The organism is Pseudomonas sp. Seg1, assembly GCF_018326005.1.
Lineage (GTDB): Bacteria > Pseudomonadota > Gammaproteobacteria > Pseudomonadales > Pseudomonadaceae > Aquipseudomonas.
Map to the genome: position 1 here is coordinate 5,163,374 of NZ_AP021903.1, position 15,703 is coordinate 5,179,076.

Annotated in this window: 13 protein-coding genes; 8 read left to right on the forward strand and 5 right to left on the reverse strand. The window is 59.6% G+C overall.

What is annotated here, in order from left to right:
* Nucleotides 1–19: 19 nt before the first annotated feature.
* Nucleotides 20–904 carry a helix-turn-helix domain-containing protein gene (locus KI231_RS23165; RefSeq protein WP_103305520.1) on the reverse strand — a complete coding sequence of 295 codons (885 nt, stop codon included), beginning with the start codon at nt 902–904 and terminating at the stop codon, nt 20–22.
* Between the two features lie 178 nt (nt 905–1,082).
* Here KI231_RS23165 and pobA point away from each other — a divergent pair, with 178 nt between their 5' ends.
* Complete coding sequence (pobA, locus tag KI231_RS23170) at nt 1,083–2,276, forward strand: 4-hydroxybenzoate 3-monooxygenase (protein ID WP_213026442.1); 1,194 nt, start codon at nt 1,083–1,085, stop codon at nt 2,274–2,276.
* 79 nt (nt 2,277–2,355) lie between these two features.
* A complete protein-coding gene (locus KI231_RS23175; RefSeq protein WP_213026443.1) occupies nt 2,356–3,873 on the forward strand; it encodes an MDR family MFS transporter in 1,518 nt (505 codons plus the stop codon).
* Between the two features lie 121 nt (nt 3,874–3,994).
* On the opposite strand, the gene KI231_RS23180 is transcribed toward KI231_RS23175, so the two are convergent.
* The 4 genes from KI231_RS23180 to KI231_RS23195 form a co-directional block, all read right to left on the reverse strand.
* The gene (locus KI231_RS23180) at nt 3,995–4,843 is read right to left on the reverse strand and encodes a cache domain-containing protein (protein WP_103305517.1); all 849 of its coding nucleotides are present in this window, start codon (nt 4,841–4,843) and stop codon (nt 3,995–3,997) included.
* A gap of 279 nt (nt 4,844–5,122) precedes the next feature.
* Nucleotides 5,123–5,977: an ATPase gene (locus KI231_RS23185; RefSeq protein ID WP_213026444.1), complete on the reverse strand. Its 855-nt coding sequence runs from the start codon at nt 5,975–5,977 to the stop codon at nt 5,123–5,125.
* A 126-nt stretch (nt 5,978–6,103) separates the two neighbouring features.
* Complete coding sequence (locus KI231_RS23190) at nt 6,104–7,096, reverse strand: NAD-dependent epimerase/dehydratase family protein (protein ID WP_103305515.1); 993 nt, start codon at nt 7,094–7,096, stop codon at nt 6,104–6,106.
* 96 nt (nt 7,097–7,192) lie between these two features.
* Nucleotides 7,193–8,092, reverse strand: coding sequence for a LysR family transcriptional regulator ArgP (locus KI231_RS23195; protein WP_213026445.1), 900 nt, complete (start codon nt 8,090–8,092; stop codon nt 7,193–7,195).
* Between the two features lie 95 nt (nt 8,093–8,187).
* Between KI231_RS23195 and KI231_RS23200 the strand changes: the two genes are divergently transcribed.
* The 6 genes from KI231_RS23200 to KI231_RS23225 all read left to right on the forward strand — a co-directional run bounded on the left by KI231_RS23200 (nt 8,188) and on the right by KI231_RS23225 (nt 15,688).
* Entirely contained in the window at nt 8,188–8,589 is a 402-nt protein-coding gene (locus KI231_RS23200) for an ACT domain-containing protein (RefSeq protein WP_213026446.1), read from the forward strand.
* A gap of 5 nt (nt 8,590–8,594) precedes the next feature.
* On the forward strand, nt 8,595–9,197 hold the full coding sequence (locus tag KI231_RS23205; RefSeq protein ID WP_103305512.1) for a LysE/ArgO family amino acid transporter: 603 nt from the start codon (nt 8,595–8,597) through the stop codon (nt 9,195–9,197).
* Nucleotides 9,198–9,373: 176 nt separating this feature from the next.
* A complete protein-coding gene (locus tag KI231_RS23210) occupies nt 9,374–9,970 on the forward strand; it encodes a superoxide dismutase (protein ID WP_007918933.1) in 597 nt (198 codons plus the stop codon).
* Nucleotides 9,971–10,347: 377 nt separating this feature from the next.
* Nucleotides 10,348–12,399: a putative bifunctional diguanylate cyclase/phosphodiesterase gene (locus KI231_RS23215; RefSeq protein WP_103305510.1), complete on the forward strand. Its 2,052-nt coding sequence runs from the start codon at nt 10,348–10,350 to the stop codon at nt 12,397–12,399.
* 222 nt (nt 12,400–12,621) lie between these two features.
* Nucleotides 12,622–13,968: an imelysin family protein gene (locus KI231_RS23220; RefSeq protein WP_103305509.1), complete on the forward strand. Its 1,347-nt coding sequence runs from the start codon at nt 12,622–12,624 to the stop codon at nt 13,966–13,968.
* 292 nt (nt 13,969–14,260) lie between these two features.
* Complete coding sequence (locus KI231_RS23225) at nt 14,261–15,688, forward strand: di-heme oxidoreductase family protein (RefSeq protein WP_213026447.1); 1,428 nt, start codon at nt 14,261–14,263, stop codon at nt 15,686–15,688.
* Nucleotides 15,689–15,703 lie beyond the last annotated feature (15 nt).

The window sequence follows — 15,703 nt, forward strand, 5'->3', positions numbered from 1 at the left end:
TTTTGTGGTGGTTATGAAATTACTGCTCGGCCTTCAGCCGGTCGCGGAAAGCCTTCGGTGATATCCCCACCCTGCGCCGGAACAGGCGCGTGAAGTTGGTCGGATCGGAAAACCCCAGCAATTCCGACATTTCGTAAATGGTCATGCTGGTGTACGTCAGCAAGCGCTTGGCTTCCAGCAGCTGACGCTCGTGCATGATCTGCAACGCCGGTTGCCCCGCCAGTTCACGGCAGGTGCCGTTGAGGTGCGACACCGAAATCCCCAGTCGATGCGCGAGATCCTCTACCTTCACATGCTGGCGATAAGTCTCTTCCACCAGTTGAATAAACCCATTGAGGTACTCGCGCTGGCGCTGTGGTCGCTGGCTGGCGTTATGGCGCACGATGGCCTGACGACTGACCCAGACCATGATCACACTGACCAGCGAATGCATGAGCATTTCCCGCGCCGGTTGATGGCCGTTGTACTCGGCCTGCAACGCCGTAAACAGGCTGTTCAAGTAATCGCCGTCCTTGCCCGCCGGATAGCTTTCGGCTCGGGCCAGCGCATGCACGGCATCGCCCAGTTGCGCCTGCAGGTGATTGATCAGCGGCGTTGCCAGCGTGACGACGAACCCTTCGACGTCTTCGGAAAAACGAAAGCCATGCACCGACAGCGGTGGCAGGACTTGAATTGCAGGGGTGTGCAGTTGTGTGCGCTGGCCTTCGATCTCAAGCTCTGCCTGACCTTTGAAAACGAAGAGCAGCTGACACAGATCAGCATGGCGGTGGGGTTTGATTTCCCATTGATGTTCGCGACTGCGTGAGGAAATGGTTTCACAGTGCAGCAAGTCAGGGGTCGGCCAGTCCAGGCTTTCACCGTAGAGCTTGAACACCGGAATCGAAGGCAGCTCGGGCTTGTTCATCACTTCAATCCAGGCCTCTTGTCTTGCGGGCGATAATCGCACCGATTGGCAGAATGTACAGGTATCGGCTCAGTTTTCACCTTCAATTGACAGACCCGCAAGGGAAAAATGCAAGCACTCGATCCATAAAAAATATTCACCGGCCCTGGTCGCGTGAAGCTTGCGAGCCATAAAAACAATGAAAACGCTGAAAACCCAAGTCGCCATCATTGGCGCCGGCCCGTCCGGATTACTCCTCGGCCAGTTGCTGCACAACGCTGGCATCGACACCCTCATCCTCGAACGTCAGACCCCCGATTATGTCCTCGGCCGAATCCGTGCCGGCGTGCTTGAACAGGGCATGGTAGAGCTGTTGCGTCAGGCAGGCGTGGGTCAGCGGATGGACGCCGAAGGACTGGTGCATGGCGGTTTCGATCTGGCGCTGGACGGGCGTCAGGTACACATCGATCTGCAGGCATTGACCGGCGGCAAGACCGTGATGATCTACGGCCAGACCGAAGTCACCCGCGACCTCATGGCCGCTCGTCGGGAGGCTGGAGCGCTGTCGTTTTATGAAGTGAGCAATGTCGTTCCCCACGGCATGAAAAGCGACGAAGCCTTTGTCACGTTTGAAATGAACGGTGAAACCTGGCGCGTCGATTGCGATTACATCGCCGGTTGCGACGGCTTCCATGGCGTCGCCCGGCAATCGATACCGGAGGATTGTCTGAAGGTCTTCGAACGGGTTTATCCGTTTGGCTGGCTGGGTATTCTGGCCGACACGCCACCGGTGCACGACGAACTGGTCTACGCCCGCCACGAACGCGGTTTCGCCCTGTGCAGCATGCGTTCGGCGGTTCGCACCCGTTACTACCTACAGGTGCCTGCGGATGAAAACGTGGACGACTGGAGTGATCAGCGCTTCTGGGATGAACTGAAAACCCGCTTGCCGGCGGAGCTTGCGGAGAAACTGGTCACCGGCCCGTCCATCGAAAAAAGCATCGCGCCGCTGCGTAGCTTTGTCGTCGAGCCGATGCAATACGGGCGAATGTTTCTGGTCGGTGACGCGGCGCATATCGTCCCTCCCACCGGCGCCAAGGGTTTGAATCTGGCCGCCAGCGACGTCAGCACGTTGTTCAATATTCTATTGAAGACTTACCGCGACGGTCGCACCGATCTGTTGGAGAAATACTCCGAGATCTGCCTGCGCCGGGTGTGGAAAGCCGAGCGGTTTTCCTGGTGGATGACCTCGATGCTGCATCGCTTCGATGACCACGATGCGTTCAGCCAACGCATCAGTGCCTCGGAACTGGACTACTTTGTCAGTTCAGAAGCGGGCCGAAAAACCATTGCAGAAAATTACGTCGGACTTCCTTATGAGGCTATCGAATAGCCTGCTACCGACTTACACTGGCGAGCACTTACCCGCTCGCCCTCGCCTTGCGGGTCAATCAATGCCCGCAGGTTCGCCCGTGACCAATCTCAATCACCCCGAAACGCCCAAACCGGCCATTCGCAGCGTGCTGGTCGCGCTGATGATGGCGATCTTTCTTGGCGCGCTGGACCAGACCATCGTCGCCGTATCGATGCCGGCCATTTCCGCTCAGTTCAAGGACGTCAGCCTGCTGGCCTGGGTGATTTCCGGGTACATGGTGGCAATGACTGTGGCGGTGCCGATCTACGGCAAGCTCGGCGATTTGTACGGGCGACGCAAACTGATGTTGTTCGGCATGGGCCTGTTTACCCTGGCGTCGCTGTTCTGCGGCATGGCCCAGAGCATGGAGCAATTGGTGCTGGCGCGGATCCTTCAGGGCATCGGCGCCGGCGGGATGATTTCGGTGAGTCAGGCGATCATCGGCGACATCGTGCCGCCGCGCGAACGCGGGCGCTATCAGGGTTACTTCAGCAGCATGTATGCAATGGCGAGCGTTGCCGGCCCGGTGCTGGGCGGCTACATGACCGAATACCTGTCGTGGCGCTGGGTGTTCCTGATCAACTTGCCGCTGGGCCTCGGCGCCTGGTGGGTCGCCCATCGCAATCTGCGCGGGCTGCCGATTCCCAATCGTAAACCGATCATCGATTACCTCGGCACCGTGCTGATGATCATCGGCCTGACCGCGTTGTTGCTCGGCATCACCGAGGTCGGTCAGGGCCACTCGTGGCGCAGCAGCGAAGTGCTTGGGCTGTTCGCTTGCGCGGTAGTGGTGCTGGCGATTTTTGTCTGGCATGAACGGCGTGCGCGCGAACCGTTGCTGCCGATGCACCTGTTCGCCAATCGCAATGCCTTGCTGTGCTGGTGCACGATTTTCTTCACCAGTTTCCAGGCGATTTCGCTGATCGTGCTGATGCCATTGCGCTTTCAAACGGTCACCGGCGCAGGCGCCGACAGTGCTGCATTGCATTTGCTGCCGTTGGCCATGGGCCTGCCGATCGGTGCTTTTTTTGCCGGGCGTCGCACCTCGGTGACCGGCCGTTACAAACCACAGATTCTGACCGGCGCGATTCTGATGCCGATCTCGATTCTCGGCATGGCCTTCAGTCCGCCCGAAGCAACCTTGATGAGCGGTCTGTTCATGCTGCTCAGCGGCATCGCCAGTGGCATGCAGTTCCCGACTTCACTGGTCGGCACGCAGAACTCGGTGGAACAGCGCGACATCGGTGTGGCGACGAGCACCACCAATCTGTTCCGTTCACTGGGCGGCGCGGTGGGCGTGGCATTGATGTCGGCGCTGTTGCTGGCGTTGTTGCAGGATTCGAGTTTCGCCCATCTGGCGAGCAGTTCGCTGATCAACGAAGGCCATTCCGGCAATGTGCTGCTGGATGGTTTGAATGCCGCGCCGGGAGAGGCGCAAAACGCCTTGCGCGCAGAGCTTGCGGTAACGTTCCGGCATTTGCTGTGGGTCAGTGCGGCGGTGTCGCTGCTGGGCCTGGCGGCGGCGATTGCGATGCCGAACAACCTGCTGCGCGGCCGCGAACACGGCGCCAAATAAAACAAGCACCACGAAACTCTGTAGGAGTGAGCCTGCTCGCGATGAGGGCGTGTCATACAACAATGACGTCGACTGACACACCCTCATCGCGAGCAGGCTCACTCCTACAAGGGCCGATCATTCACGGACTGTAGTAACCCACCGCCACAAGGAAATGCCCGACCTTCTTCAGGTAGGCATGCTTGTCCTCGATCTTGCCGGTGACCGGGTTCTTCCAGCGGTATTCGTATTCGCCGTCATCCTGTTTGGCGATCAGCGCCAGAATCGGCTCGCCCACCGGTTTGCCTTCCGGGTCCTTGATCTTGCTGAAGTCGGTGTTGATCAGGCGCAGATTGGTGCCGTGGGCGACGTAGCGCTGGGTATCGAGATCCACGACAAACACGTACAGGTCGTCCTGCAAGTAGCCGCCCTTGAGCGAGTTGATTGCCGTCAGCGTGCCTTTCTCGTTTTTGCCCAGGTCAGTGGCGGCTTTGTCGAGCAGCGCTTTGGCTTGCTCGGCCGAGGCCCGTGGCAGGTAATAACCGACGGCGAGAATCCGCTGGCCGATGCGCTGATAAAACACATGCTTGCGTTCGACCTTGCCGTCGGCCCAGTTCTGCCAGCGGTATTCGGCCTGCTGAATGCCGTTGCCTTCCGGCACCTTCAAGGCATCCTTGAACGCTTTCTGCAAATCCGCCGGCAGCACTTCGCTGACGTCGCGGCCAATCAAGGCTGACGATGGCCCGCCGCTGGCGAGCATCACGCCTTTGGTGTCGACCACGAACACGTAGCGATCCTTGTCGACGAATTCGCCTTGGCGGCTGAACGCGGCGAGTGCCTTGTCACCGTTGTCGTGGTAATAGGCCAGCGCTTTTTCCAGCAGGGCGATGGCGGCCTTGCTGTCATCCTTTTCCGTTGTCGCCGCGTTGACCTGGCCGAAACACATCAGCAGCACCGCGCCGACCCAGGCCAGCTTATGCAAAAACCCCATGACGCATCCCTCGTTCCTGTTGGTGTTTCAAGAGCGTAGACGGGTTGGGGTGATGTATGGATATTCAGAAGGTTTCTGGAAATGACACAGTCCCCTGTGGTGAAAGGGGATTATCTGTGGTGAGGGGATTTATCCCCGATGGGTTGCGCAGCAGCCCTACAACCATTCAGCTCGGTGTGTCAGAAAATATGTGTTGCTTGAATTGGGGCTGCTTCGCTACCCATCGGGGATAAATCCCCTCACCACAGGATTTACCCACTCCACAAAAATGCTGTTCGGTTAAGGCCGGGCATTGATCTGCTGTTGCAAGTTCTGGATCTGCGCCTGAAGCGTATTGATGTTGCGGGTCATCTGAGCGCGAAAAGCGTCGAATTCGGCGGTGTTGCCGCCACCCTGCGGCGCTGCCGGGCGGTTGTCCTGTTCGCTTTTGAGGACGACGATTTCCTGCTCCAGACGATCAATCGCCGCGCTCGGATTGCCCTGCTTCTTCAATGCCGCGATGTCCGCGCCAAGGCTCTTGAACTGGGCATCGAAGCCCTTGAGCTGCGCATCGACCTTGCTGGTATCAGCCGGCGTACTTTTCACCGTCGCCAGTTCTGCGCCAAGGGCTTTGACCTGTGCCTGCAACTGGGTATTGGCGTTCTGCAGCTCGGTGGTCTGCGCGGTCATCTGCGCCAGACGCTTGTCCAGATCGCTGGCCTGACCGGCCACGCCTTGCTGCTGCTTGCTCTGATCGAGCAACTTGCCTTCCAGCTGCTTGATCTGCAGCTTCAAGGCTTCGCTATCGCTGGTGACATTGCTCTGGCTGGCCACGACCTTGCCGGAAATGTCTTGCAGGCGCCCCGCCGCTTCCTCACTGATACGCGCGAAACTTTCCTGGGTCGCCACCAGTTGCTGTTCCATCAGCGAAATCTGCTGGAAGCTCCACCAGGCCAGACCGATGAACGCAAAGAACAGCGCGCCCACCAGTGCCCACAACGGCCCGGTGCTGGCGGCCTTGACCTTGACCACAGGCGGCGTGCGCGAGTGCACGGAGGTGCGGCTGGTGGTCGGAATGTCATCGTCGTCGAAGGTGTCGGCACGCAAGCTCGGAACATCATCGAAATCGTCGTGGGCATCATTACGCATGGACATTGAGGCAACCTTTGTGAAACGCGGTGATGGCTAAATGCTGCGAAGTATAACCGCCGCAGCCGCAGGGATTGACCCTCAACCTGCGGTGCGGTTCATTGCCGGTCGGCCGAATCGTTGCAATGCGTTTCAGCGAATGTCCTGAGCCTTCCACCAGCCGCAGAACTCGTCGAGGGCCGTCCACAGGCTGACTTTCGGATCGTAGTCCAGATAATGCCGGGCACGACTGATGTCGAGGGTGAAATTTTTTTTCATCACTTGCATGCCCAAACGCGACAGGGTTGGCTCCGGACGCCCGGGCCAGAGCTTGCACGCACCTTCGTTTAGCGCCGCGACGCTGTAGGCCAGCCCATAGGAACGGTACTTGGTAACCTGCGGGACTTCCATTTTGCGCATCACGTAATTGACCACATCCCACAACGGCACAGGCGCGCCGTTGCTAATGTTGTAAGCCTTGCCGAGTGCGGAACCGGCGGCCAGCAGACTGCTGAGCATGGCTTCGTTGAGGTTGTGCACGCTGGTGAAATCGACCTTGTTCAACCCGTTGCCAATGATTGCCAGACGCCCCTTGCGCTGCATGTTGAGCAGGCGCGGGAAGATGCTCATGTCGCCGGCACCGGTGACGAAGCGCGGACGCAGCGCGATGGTTTCCAGACCGAATTCCTGCGCGCCGAAGACCTTTTGCTCGGCCAGATATTTGGTCGCGGCATAGTGATGCTTGAAGCGCTTGGGCACTTGCTCTTCGGTCAGGTTGAAGTGGTCACGGCCATCGAAGTAGATCGACGGCGACGACAAGTGCACAAGACGCCGCACCCGTTGTTTCAAACAGGCTTCGACAACGTTTTCGGTGACCTGCACGTTGCCCTGATGGAAGTCTTGATAACGGCCCCACAAGCCAACTGCGCCCGCGCAGTGCACCACGGCTTCGACGTCGGCGCAGAGTTCGCGCACCAGGTCCGGATCCGTCAGGTCGCCGGAGACAAATTCGGCGCCACGGCGCACCAGATGTTCAACACTTTCGGCCCGGCGACCGTTGACCCGTACGTCCAGGCCCTGCTCCAGGGCGAAACGCGCAAAGCGTCCGCCAATGAAGCCGCTTGCGCCGGTGACCAGAATTTTCATGTAAAACTCCAACAGAAAAGCAGCCTCAAGCGTCAAGCCTCTAGCTGTAAGTTTAAAACGGTACGCAGCGCTTGCTTGCCGCTTGCAACTTGACGCTTATGGCTGTTTCCAAGGCACCAGCCATTGCGCCGATGAACGCACCAATTGCTCGGTCAGCAAGCCCAGCAGCTGACCGCCGTTACGCCAATGATGCCAGTACAAAGGCACGTCGATCGGTTTATCTGGCAACAACTCGCGCAACGCCCCGCGCTGCAACTGCTCGTGCACTTGCAGTTCCGGCACCAGGCCCCAGCCGAGTCCGGCCTCGGTCAGGCGGATGAAGCCTTCGGAGGACGGGCATAAATGGTGCTCGAATCCGCCGTCGACACCTAGTGATGCGAGGTACCGATGCTGGAGGAAATCGTCCGGGCCGAATACCAGCGCCGGCGTACGCGGTAACTGCTCGGCACGCACGCCATCGGGAAAATGCCGTTCGATAAAGGCCGGACTGGCCAACGCCCGATAGCGCATCGCGCCAAGCAAAACGCTACGGGCGCCCGCCACCGGGCGCTCGCTGGCACACAGACACGCCGCCACTTCACCAGCGCGCATGCGCTTGAGGCCAACGGTCTGGTCCTCGACGATCAGATCCAGCAACAAATGTTGTTCGGCACAGAAATCGCCCACCGCCTCGGCCCACCAAGTGGCGAGGCTGTCGGCATTGAGGGCAATGCGCAGGCGTTCCGGCAATCCTTCTTCGTCCAATGCCGGCACGAGGGTTTGCAGATCGCGCTCAAGCAGGCGCACCTGTTGAACGTGGTTGAGCAGGCGCCGGCCAATGTCCGTCGGCGACGGTGGCGTGCCGCGCACCAGCACCGGTTGGCCGACCCGCGCTTCCAGCAGTTTGATCCGCTGCGAGATCGCCGATTGCGACAGGCCCAGCACCTGCGCGGCACGTTCGAATCCGGCCTGCTCGACCACGGCGGCCAGAGCGGAAAGCAATTTGTAGTCGAACATCAGTTTTCCTAATGAGCGATCAGCACTATTGGTTTTTCTTATACCGCGTTGAGCCGGAGAATAGCCAGCAAGCACTCTTTATCAAGGACTACCCAATGGCTGGCGAAACCTCACTCAGCACTTTGCTGCGCAGCATGAGTCCGCAGCTCAATGCCGGCGAATACGTGTTCTGCACCCTGCGCGACGGGCGGATGCCCAATGATCTGGAGATTGTTGGCAGTTTTCGCGAACAGGAAGGCCTGACAGTGATTCTCGAACGTTCCCACGCTGAAAAGGCCGGTTTCAGTTTCGACTACGTCGCCGCGTGGATCACGCTGAACGTGCATTCGGCGCTGGAAGCCGTCGGTCTGACGGCGGCGTTCGCCACTGCACTGGGCAAGGCCGGGATCAGTTGCAACGTGATCGCCGGTTACTACCACGACCATCTATTCGTCGGTCAGGCCGACGCCGAACGCGCCATGCAAGTGCTGCGTGATCTCGCAGCCAACGCGGAGTAACCGTTATGTGGCAAAGCTATATGAATGGTCTGTTGGTGGCGCTCGGGTTGATCATGGCGATCGGCACCCAGAACGCGTTTGTCCTGGCACAAAGTCTGCGGCGTGAGCATCACTTGCCGGTCGCTGCGCTGTGTGTGGCCTGCGATGCGTTGCTCGTGGCCGCCGGGGTGTTCGGCCTGGCGACCGTACTGGCGCAGAACCCGACCTTACTCGCGGTCGCACGTTGGGGTGGCGCGGTGTTCCTGATCTGGTACGGCAGCCAGGCGCTGCGCCGGGCGTGCTCGAAACAGAGTATGAATCAGGGCGAGAACCAGACCGTGCGCTCATTGCGGGCAGTGATGCTCAGTGCGCTGGCAGTGACACTGCTCAATCCGCACGTTTATCTGGATACGGTTTTGCTGATCGGCTCGCTCGGCGCCCAGCAATCGGTGCCGGGCGCTTATGTAGTGGGCGCGGCGAGTGCGTCGCTGTTGTGGTTTTTCACCCTGGCGCTGGGCGCGGCATGGCTGGCTCCGTGGCTGGCTCGGCCGAGTACCTGGCGGATTCTTGATCTGGTGGTCGCACTGATGATGTTCACAGTGGCGGGTCAGTTGATATTGGCATCATGATTTATTCCAAACAGCTCTGGAACCTCTATCCCACACAGTTGTTGCGTGGTTAAGCCGCAACCCCGGTGCTATGATCCGAACCCTGCGCCGCAAAGAGTAAAAACTCGCCGGTGCATTTCTGGCCGCCCGTGATCGGCCTTGCGCTCACCGCAACAGACCTGATTAGGAGAATCATCATGGCTTTCGAATTGCCGCCGCTGCCTTACGCACACGATGCCCTGCAGCCGCACATTTCCAAGGAAACCCTGGAATATCACCACGACAAGCACCACAACACCTACGTCGTGAACCTGAACAACCTGGTGCCAGGCACCGAGTTCGAAGGCAAGACCCTGGAAGAAATCGTCAAGACTTCCTCGGGCGGCATCTTCAACAACGCCGCTCAGGTCTGGAACCACACTTTCTACTGGAACTGCCTGGCGCCAAACGCCGGCGGTCAACCAACCGGCGCGCTGGCTGAAGCCATCAACGCGGCTTTCGGTTCGTTCGACAAGTTCAAGGAAGAGTTCAGCAAAACTTCGATCGGCACCTTCGGTTCCGGCTGGGGCTGGCTGGTGAAAAAGGCTGACGGTTCCCTGGCTCTGGCCAGCACCATCGGCGCCGGCAACCCGCTGACCAGCGGCGACACCCCGCTGCTGACCTGCGACGTCTGGGAACACGCTTACTACATCGACTACCGCAACGTCCGTCCAAAGTATGTCGAAGCGTTCTGGAACCTGGTCAACTGGAAGTTCGTCGCTGAGCAGTTCGAAGGCAAAACCTTCACCGCTTAAGCTGCGCGCCAGACAAAAAACCCGGCTGATGCCGGGTTTTTTTATGCCTTTGATTTCTGTAGGAGCTGCCGCAGGCTCGGGCCGCGGCAGCCCCTGTAGGGAATAGCGTTTTTCTCACGATGAAAGCTGGCAGCGACTGCTTGCCGGTGCAGCGCAGAGGGCTAACATCAAACAGAGGAAAATTTGTCTCGCCGCGCTCAAGTTGAGGACCGAAACTACCGACATAGTACAAATAGGGCTAATACTCCAGACAGCAGCATTCTGGCCAAGCCCACCAGCGAATGCTCCGGGGCCTGATTGTCCCTTTGACTGCCAACACGGGATTGCCAATACTCATGGCAAACTGACGCTACCCGCACGGAACAAGGAATAACCCTTTGAAGCTGGAACTCAAGAACAGCTTGTCGGTGAAGTTGCTCCGGGTCGTGCTCCTGTCGGCATTGATCGTCGGCGTGGTCTTGAGCTGCGCGCAAATTGTTTTCGACGCCTATAAAACCCGTCAGGCCGTGGCCAACGACGCTGAGCGCATCCTCGACATGTTCCGTGACCCCTCCACTCAGGCCGTCTACAGCCTGGATCGTGAGATGGGCATGCAAGTGATCGAAGGTCTGTTTCAGGACGACGCGGTGCGCCAGGCCTCCATCGGTCACCCCAACGAAGCCATGCTCGCGCAGAAATCCCGCGACCTGCAGCATTCCAACAGCCGCTGGCTGACCGACCTTATTCTGGGTCAGGAACGCACCTTCACCACGCAGTTGGTGGGTCGCGGCCCCTACAGCGAGTATTACGGCGACCTGAGCATCACCCTCGATACCGCCACCTATGGCGAGAGTTTTATCGTCAGCTCGGTGATCATTTTCATTTCCGGCGTTTTGCGTGCACTCGCGATGGGTCTGGTGCTGTATCTGGTCTATCACTGGCTGCTGACCAAACCGCTGTCGCGGATTATCGAACACCTTACCGAGATCAATCCGGATCGCCCCAGCGAGCACAAGATTCCGCAGCTCAAGGGCCACGAAAAGAACGAACTGGGTATCTGGATCAACACCGCCAACCAGTTGCTCGAATCCATCGAACGCAATACCCATCTGCGCCACGAAGCGGAAAACAGCCTGCTGCGCATGGCTCAATACGATTTCCTCACCGGCCTGCCGAACCGCCAGCAATTGCAGCAGCAACTGGACAAGATTCTGGTCGATGCCGGCAAGCTGCAACGCCGGGTCGCGGTGCTGTGTGTAGGGCTGGATGATTTCAAAGGCATCAACGAGCAGTTCAGCTATCAGACCGGCGACCAATTACTGCTGGCGCTAGCCGATCGCCTGCGCGCCCACAGCGGCCGCCTCGGCGCCCTCGCCCGGCTCGGCGGCGACCAGTTCGCGCTGGTGCAGGCCGATATCGAACAACCTTACGAAGCGGCGGAACTGGCGCAGAGCATTCTCGACGACCTGGAGGCGCCTTTCGCCCTAGACCATCAGGAAATCCGTCTGCGCGCGACCATCGGCATCACCCTGTTCCCGGAGGATGGCGACAGCACCGAGAAGCTGTTGCAGAAAGCCGAGCAGACCATGACGCTGGCCAAGACCCGCTCACGCAATCGCTATCAGTTCTACATCGCCAGCGTCGACAGCGAGATGCGCCGCCGTCGCGAACTGGAAAAAGACCTGCGTGATGCACTGGTGCGCGATCAGTTCTACCTGGTTTATCAACCGCAGATCAGCTACCGCGACCACCGCGTGGTCGGGGTCGAGGCGCTGATTCGCTGGCAGCACCCGGAACACGGTCTGGTGCCGCCCGATCTGTTCATTCCACTGGCCGAGCAGAACGGCACGATCATCGCCATCGGCGAATGGGTGCTCGATCAGGCCTGCAAGCAGTTGCGCGAATGGCACGATCAGGGCTTCGTCGATCTGCGCATGGCGGTCAATCTGTCTACCGTGCAACTGCACCACGCCGAGCTGCCACGGGTGGTCAACAACCTGCTGCAGATGTATCGCCTGCCGCCGCGCAGCCTGGAACTGGAAGTCACCGAAACCGGCCTGATGGAAGACATCAGCACCGCCGCCCAGCATTTGCTGAGCCTGCGTCGCTCCGGCGCGTTGATTGCCATTGACGACTTCGGCACCGGTTATTCATCGCTCAGTTATCTGAAAAGCCTGCCGCTGGACAAGATCAAGATCGACAAGAGCTTCGTCCAGGATCTGCTCGATGACGACGACGATGCGACCATCGTTCGCGCGATCATCCAACTGGGCAAAAGCCTCGGCATGCAGGTGATTGCCGAGGGCGTGGAAACCGCTGAACAGGAGAGCTACATCATCTCCGAAGGTTGCCACGAAGGTCAGGGTTACCACTACAGCAAACCACTGCCGGCGCGGGAGTTGAGCGTTTATCTCAAGCAGGCGCAGCGCAGTAATGCGGCCATTCTTTAGAAGATCAAAAGATCGCAGCCTCGTTTCACTCGACAGCTCCCACATTTGAAATGCGCCCCCCTGCAGAAGCTGCCAAGGGCTGAGATCTTTTGATCCAGGTGTACGAATAGGAAATATTTCCAAGCACTACCCTTTACACATAATGCGAAAGATTTGCATTATGTCGCAGTTTTGCGCACCCCCCGCGTGAGTCCATTCAATTACCGAAGCAGGATGTTCGCCATGATTCGTATGCCTCTGGCTACCGCCAGTCTGCTGGCCATCGCTATTTCCCTCGCCGGTTGCGGCGAAGGCAAAGACAAGGCTGCCGCCCCGGCCACGCCGACTCCAGCCGCCAGCACCGCTGCTCCAGCGGCCGCGCCAGCCGCTGCCGGTAAAGTCGACGAAGCCGCTGCCAAGGCTGTGGTTGCACACTACGCCGACATGGTCTTCGCCGTTTACAGCGATGCCGAATCCACCGCGAAAACCCTGCAAACTGCCGTCGACGCGTTCCTCGCCAAGCCGAACGCTGACACCCTGAAAGCCGCCAAGGCTGCCTGGGTTGCCGCTCGCGTGCCTTACCTGCAGAGCGAAGTGTTCCGCTTCGGCAACACCATCATCGACGATTGGGAAGGTCAGGTTAACGCCTGGCCACTGGACGAGGGTCTGATCGACTACGTCGACAAATCCTACGAGCACGCACTGGGCAACCCGGGCGCCACTGCCAACATCATCGCCAACACCGAAGTACAGGTCGGCGAAGACAAGGTCGACGTTAAAGACATCACTCCGGAAAAACTCGCCAGCCTCAACGAACTGGGCGGTTCCGAAGCCAACGTCGCCACCGGCTACCACGCCATCGAGTTCCTCCTGTGGGGCCAGGATCTGAACGGTACCGGCCCTGGCGCTGGCAACCGTCCTGCTTCCGACTACCTGGAAGGCGCCGGCGCCACTGGCGGCCACAACGACCGTCGTCGTGCCTACCTGAAGTCCGTGACCCAACTGCTGGTCAGCGACCTGGAAGAAATGGTCGGTAACTGGAAGCCGAACGTGGCTGACAACTATCGCGCCACCCTGGAAGCCGAGCCGGCTGAAACCGGTCTGCGCAAAATGCTCTTCGGCATGGGCAGTCTGTCCCTGGGCGAACTGGCGGGCGAGCGCATGAAGGTTTCCCTGGAAGCCAACTCCCCTGAAGACGAACAGGATTGCTTCAGCGACAACACCCACAACTCGCACTTCTACGATGCCAAAGGCATTCGTAACGTTTACCTGGGCGAGTACACCCGTGTTGATGGCACCAAACTGACCGGCGCCAGCCTGTCTTCGCTGGTGGCCAAGGCCGATCCGGCTGCCGACACCGCACTGAAAGCCGATCTGGCCGCCACCGAAGCGAAGATCCAGGTCATGGTCGATCACGCCAACAAGGGTGAGCACTACGACCAGTTGATCGCTGCCGGCAACACGGCGGGCAATCAGATCGTTCGCGACGCCATCGCCTCGCTGGTCAAGCAGACCGGTTCGATCGAAGCCGCTGCCGGCAAACTGGGCATCAGCGACCTGAACCCGGATAACGCTGATCACGAATTCTGATCACAGCGTCCGCGTCAAAAAAAGGCGACCTTCGGGTCGCCTTTTTCATACCTGCTTTTTGCGGTGATGCTGATGGCCTCATCGCTGGCAAGCCAGCTCCCACAGTTTTCGCGGCGTTCACACACTCCGGGTACAACACAAATCCTGTGGGAGCTGGCTTGCCAGCGATGGCTGCGCCTCGGTCTCGAGTGAAACCCTGCCGCAAATCAAGCAAACGATAATTCCTCTTATTCAATCCCCCCGGCCCTGTTAGACTTTGCGCCTTTGCTTTCGCCCGTCCGCAGGATGTCTGATGCCCTCGCTGCCTCTTCGCTTGTCCGCACTGTTTCTGGCCCTGAGCCTGAGTGCCTGCGATGACGCCCCGCGTTTCACCAAGGCCGAGCCCGGTGAAGCACGCTCGGGGGGCGCGGCGACCGTGCGCAAGACCGATCAGAACGCATTCTCCCTGCCCTCGGCCAACCTGCCGCCGTCGCGGCGGGTGGACTTCAGCGTCGGCAACAGCTTTTTCCGCAGCCCGTGGGTGATCGCGCCGTCGACCACCACCGCCCGCGATGGCCTCGGCCCGCTGTTCAACACCAACGCCTGCCAGAACTGCCACATCAAGGACGGTCGCGGTCATCCGCCAGCGCCCGATGCCGCCAACGCCGTATCGATGCTGGTGCGCCTGTCGATCCCCGATGCGCCGGAGTTTGCCAAACTCATCGAGCAGGTGGGTGTGGTACCAGAGCCAGTCTACGGCGGGCAATTCCAGGACATGGCGGTGCCCGGCGTCGCTCCGGAAGGCAAGGTGCGCGTCGATTACACGCCGGTGCCGATCCGTTTCAAGGACGGCACTGAAGTCGAACTGCGCAAACCGATGTTGCAGATCACCCAGCTCGGCTACGGCCCGATGCACCCGGACACGCGTTTCTCGGCCCGCGTCGCCCCGCCAATGATCGGCCTCGGCCTGCTCGAAGCGATTCCAGAAGAGGCGATCCTCGCCAATGCCACCGCGCAGGCCAAAGAAAAAAACGGCATCAATGGCCGGCCGAACCGCGTTTGGGATGACGAATTACAGAAAACCGTGATCGGCCGGTTTGGCTGGAAAGCCGGGCAGCCGAACCTCAATCAACAGAATGTTCACGCGTTTTCCGGTGACATGGGCCTCACCACCAGTCTGAGACCGTTCGATGACTGCACCGCCGCGCAAACCGCCTGCAAACAGGCGCCGAACGGCAATGGCCCGGACGGCGAGCCGGAAGTCAGCGACAACATTTTGCGTCTGGTGCTGTTCTACAGCCGTAACCTTGCCGTACCCGCGCGCCGAGGCGTCAACGATGAGCAAGTGCTGGCCGGCAAGAACTTGTTTTTCCAGGCGGGTTGCCAGTCCTGCCACACACCGAAATACACCACCGCTGCCAACGCGGCCGAACCTGAACTGGCCAATCAAGTGATTCGCCCGTACAGCGATTTGCTGCTGCACGACATGGGCGACGGTCTGGCCGACAACCGCACAGAATTCCAGGCCTCCGGCCGCGACTGGCGCACCCCGCCGTTGTGGGGGATCGGCCTGACCCAAGCGGTCAGTGGCCACACCCAGTTTTTGCATGACGGCCGCGCACGCAATCTGCTCGAAGCGGTGCTCTGGCACGGCGGCGAAGCTGCAGCTGCGCAGCAACAGGTTTTAGCTTTCAATGCCGAGCAGCGTGCCGCGCTGCTGGCGTTTCTGAACTCACTTTAAACACTTAAAAGAATC

Bases quoted from the DNA above. Each gene is read 5' to 3' on its own strand.
- KI231_RS23165 (WP_103305520.1), bottom strand. From the start codon at position 904: ATGAACAAGCCCGAGCTGCCTTCGATTCCGGTGTTCAAGCTCTACGGT.
- pobA (WP_213026442.1), top strand. From the start codon at position 1,083: ATGAAAACGCTGAAAACCCAAGTCGCCATCATTGGCGCCGGCCCGTCC.
- KI231_RS23180 (WP_103305517.1), bottom strand. From the start codon at position 4,843: ATGGGGTTTTTGCATAAGCTGGCCTGGGTCGGCGCGGTGCTGCTGATG.
- KI231_RS23185 (WP_213026444.1), bottom strand. From the start codon at position 5,977: ATGTCCATGCGTAATGATGCCCACGACGATTTCGATGATGTTCCGAGC.
- KI231_RS23190 (WP_103305515.1), bottom strand. From the start codon at position 7,096: ATGAAAATTCTGGTCACCGGCGCAAGCGGCTTCATTGGCGGACGCTTT.
- KI231_RS23195 (WP_213026445.1), bottom strand. From the start codon at position 8,092: ATGTTCGACTACAAATTGCTTTCCGCTCTGGCCGCCGTGGTCGAGCAG.
- KI231_RS23200 (WP_213026446.1), top strand. From the start codon at position 8,188: ATGGCTGGCGAAACCTCACTCAGCACTTTGCTGCGCAGCATGAGTCCG.
- KI231_RS23205 (WP_103305512.1), top strand. From the start codon at position 8,595: ATGTGGCAAAGCTATATGAATGGTCTGTTGGTGGCGCTCGGGTTGATC.
- KI231_RS23210 (WP_007918933.1), top strand. From the start codon at position 9,374: ATGGCTTTCGAATTGCCGCCGCTGCCTTACGCACACGATGCCCTGCAG.
- KI231_RS23220 (WP_103305509.1), top strand. From the start codon at position 12,622: ATGATTCGTATGCCTCTGGCTACCGCCAGTCTGCTGGCCATCGCTATT.
- KI231_RS23225 (WP_213026447.1), top strand. From the start codon at position 14,261: ATGCCCTCGCTGCCTCTTCGCTTGTCCGCACTGTTTCTGGCCCTGAGC.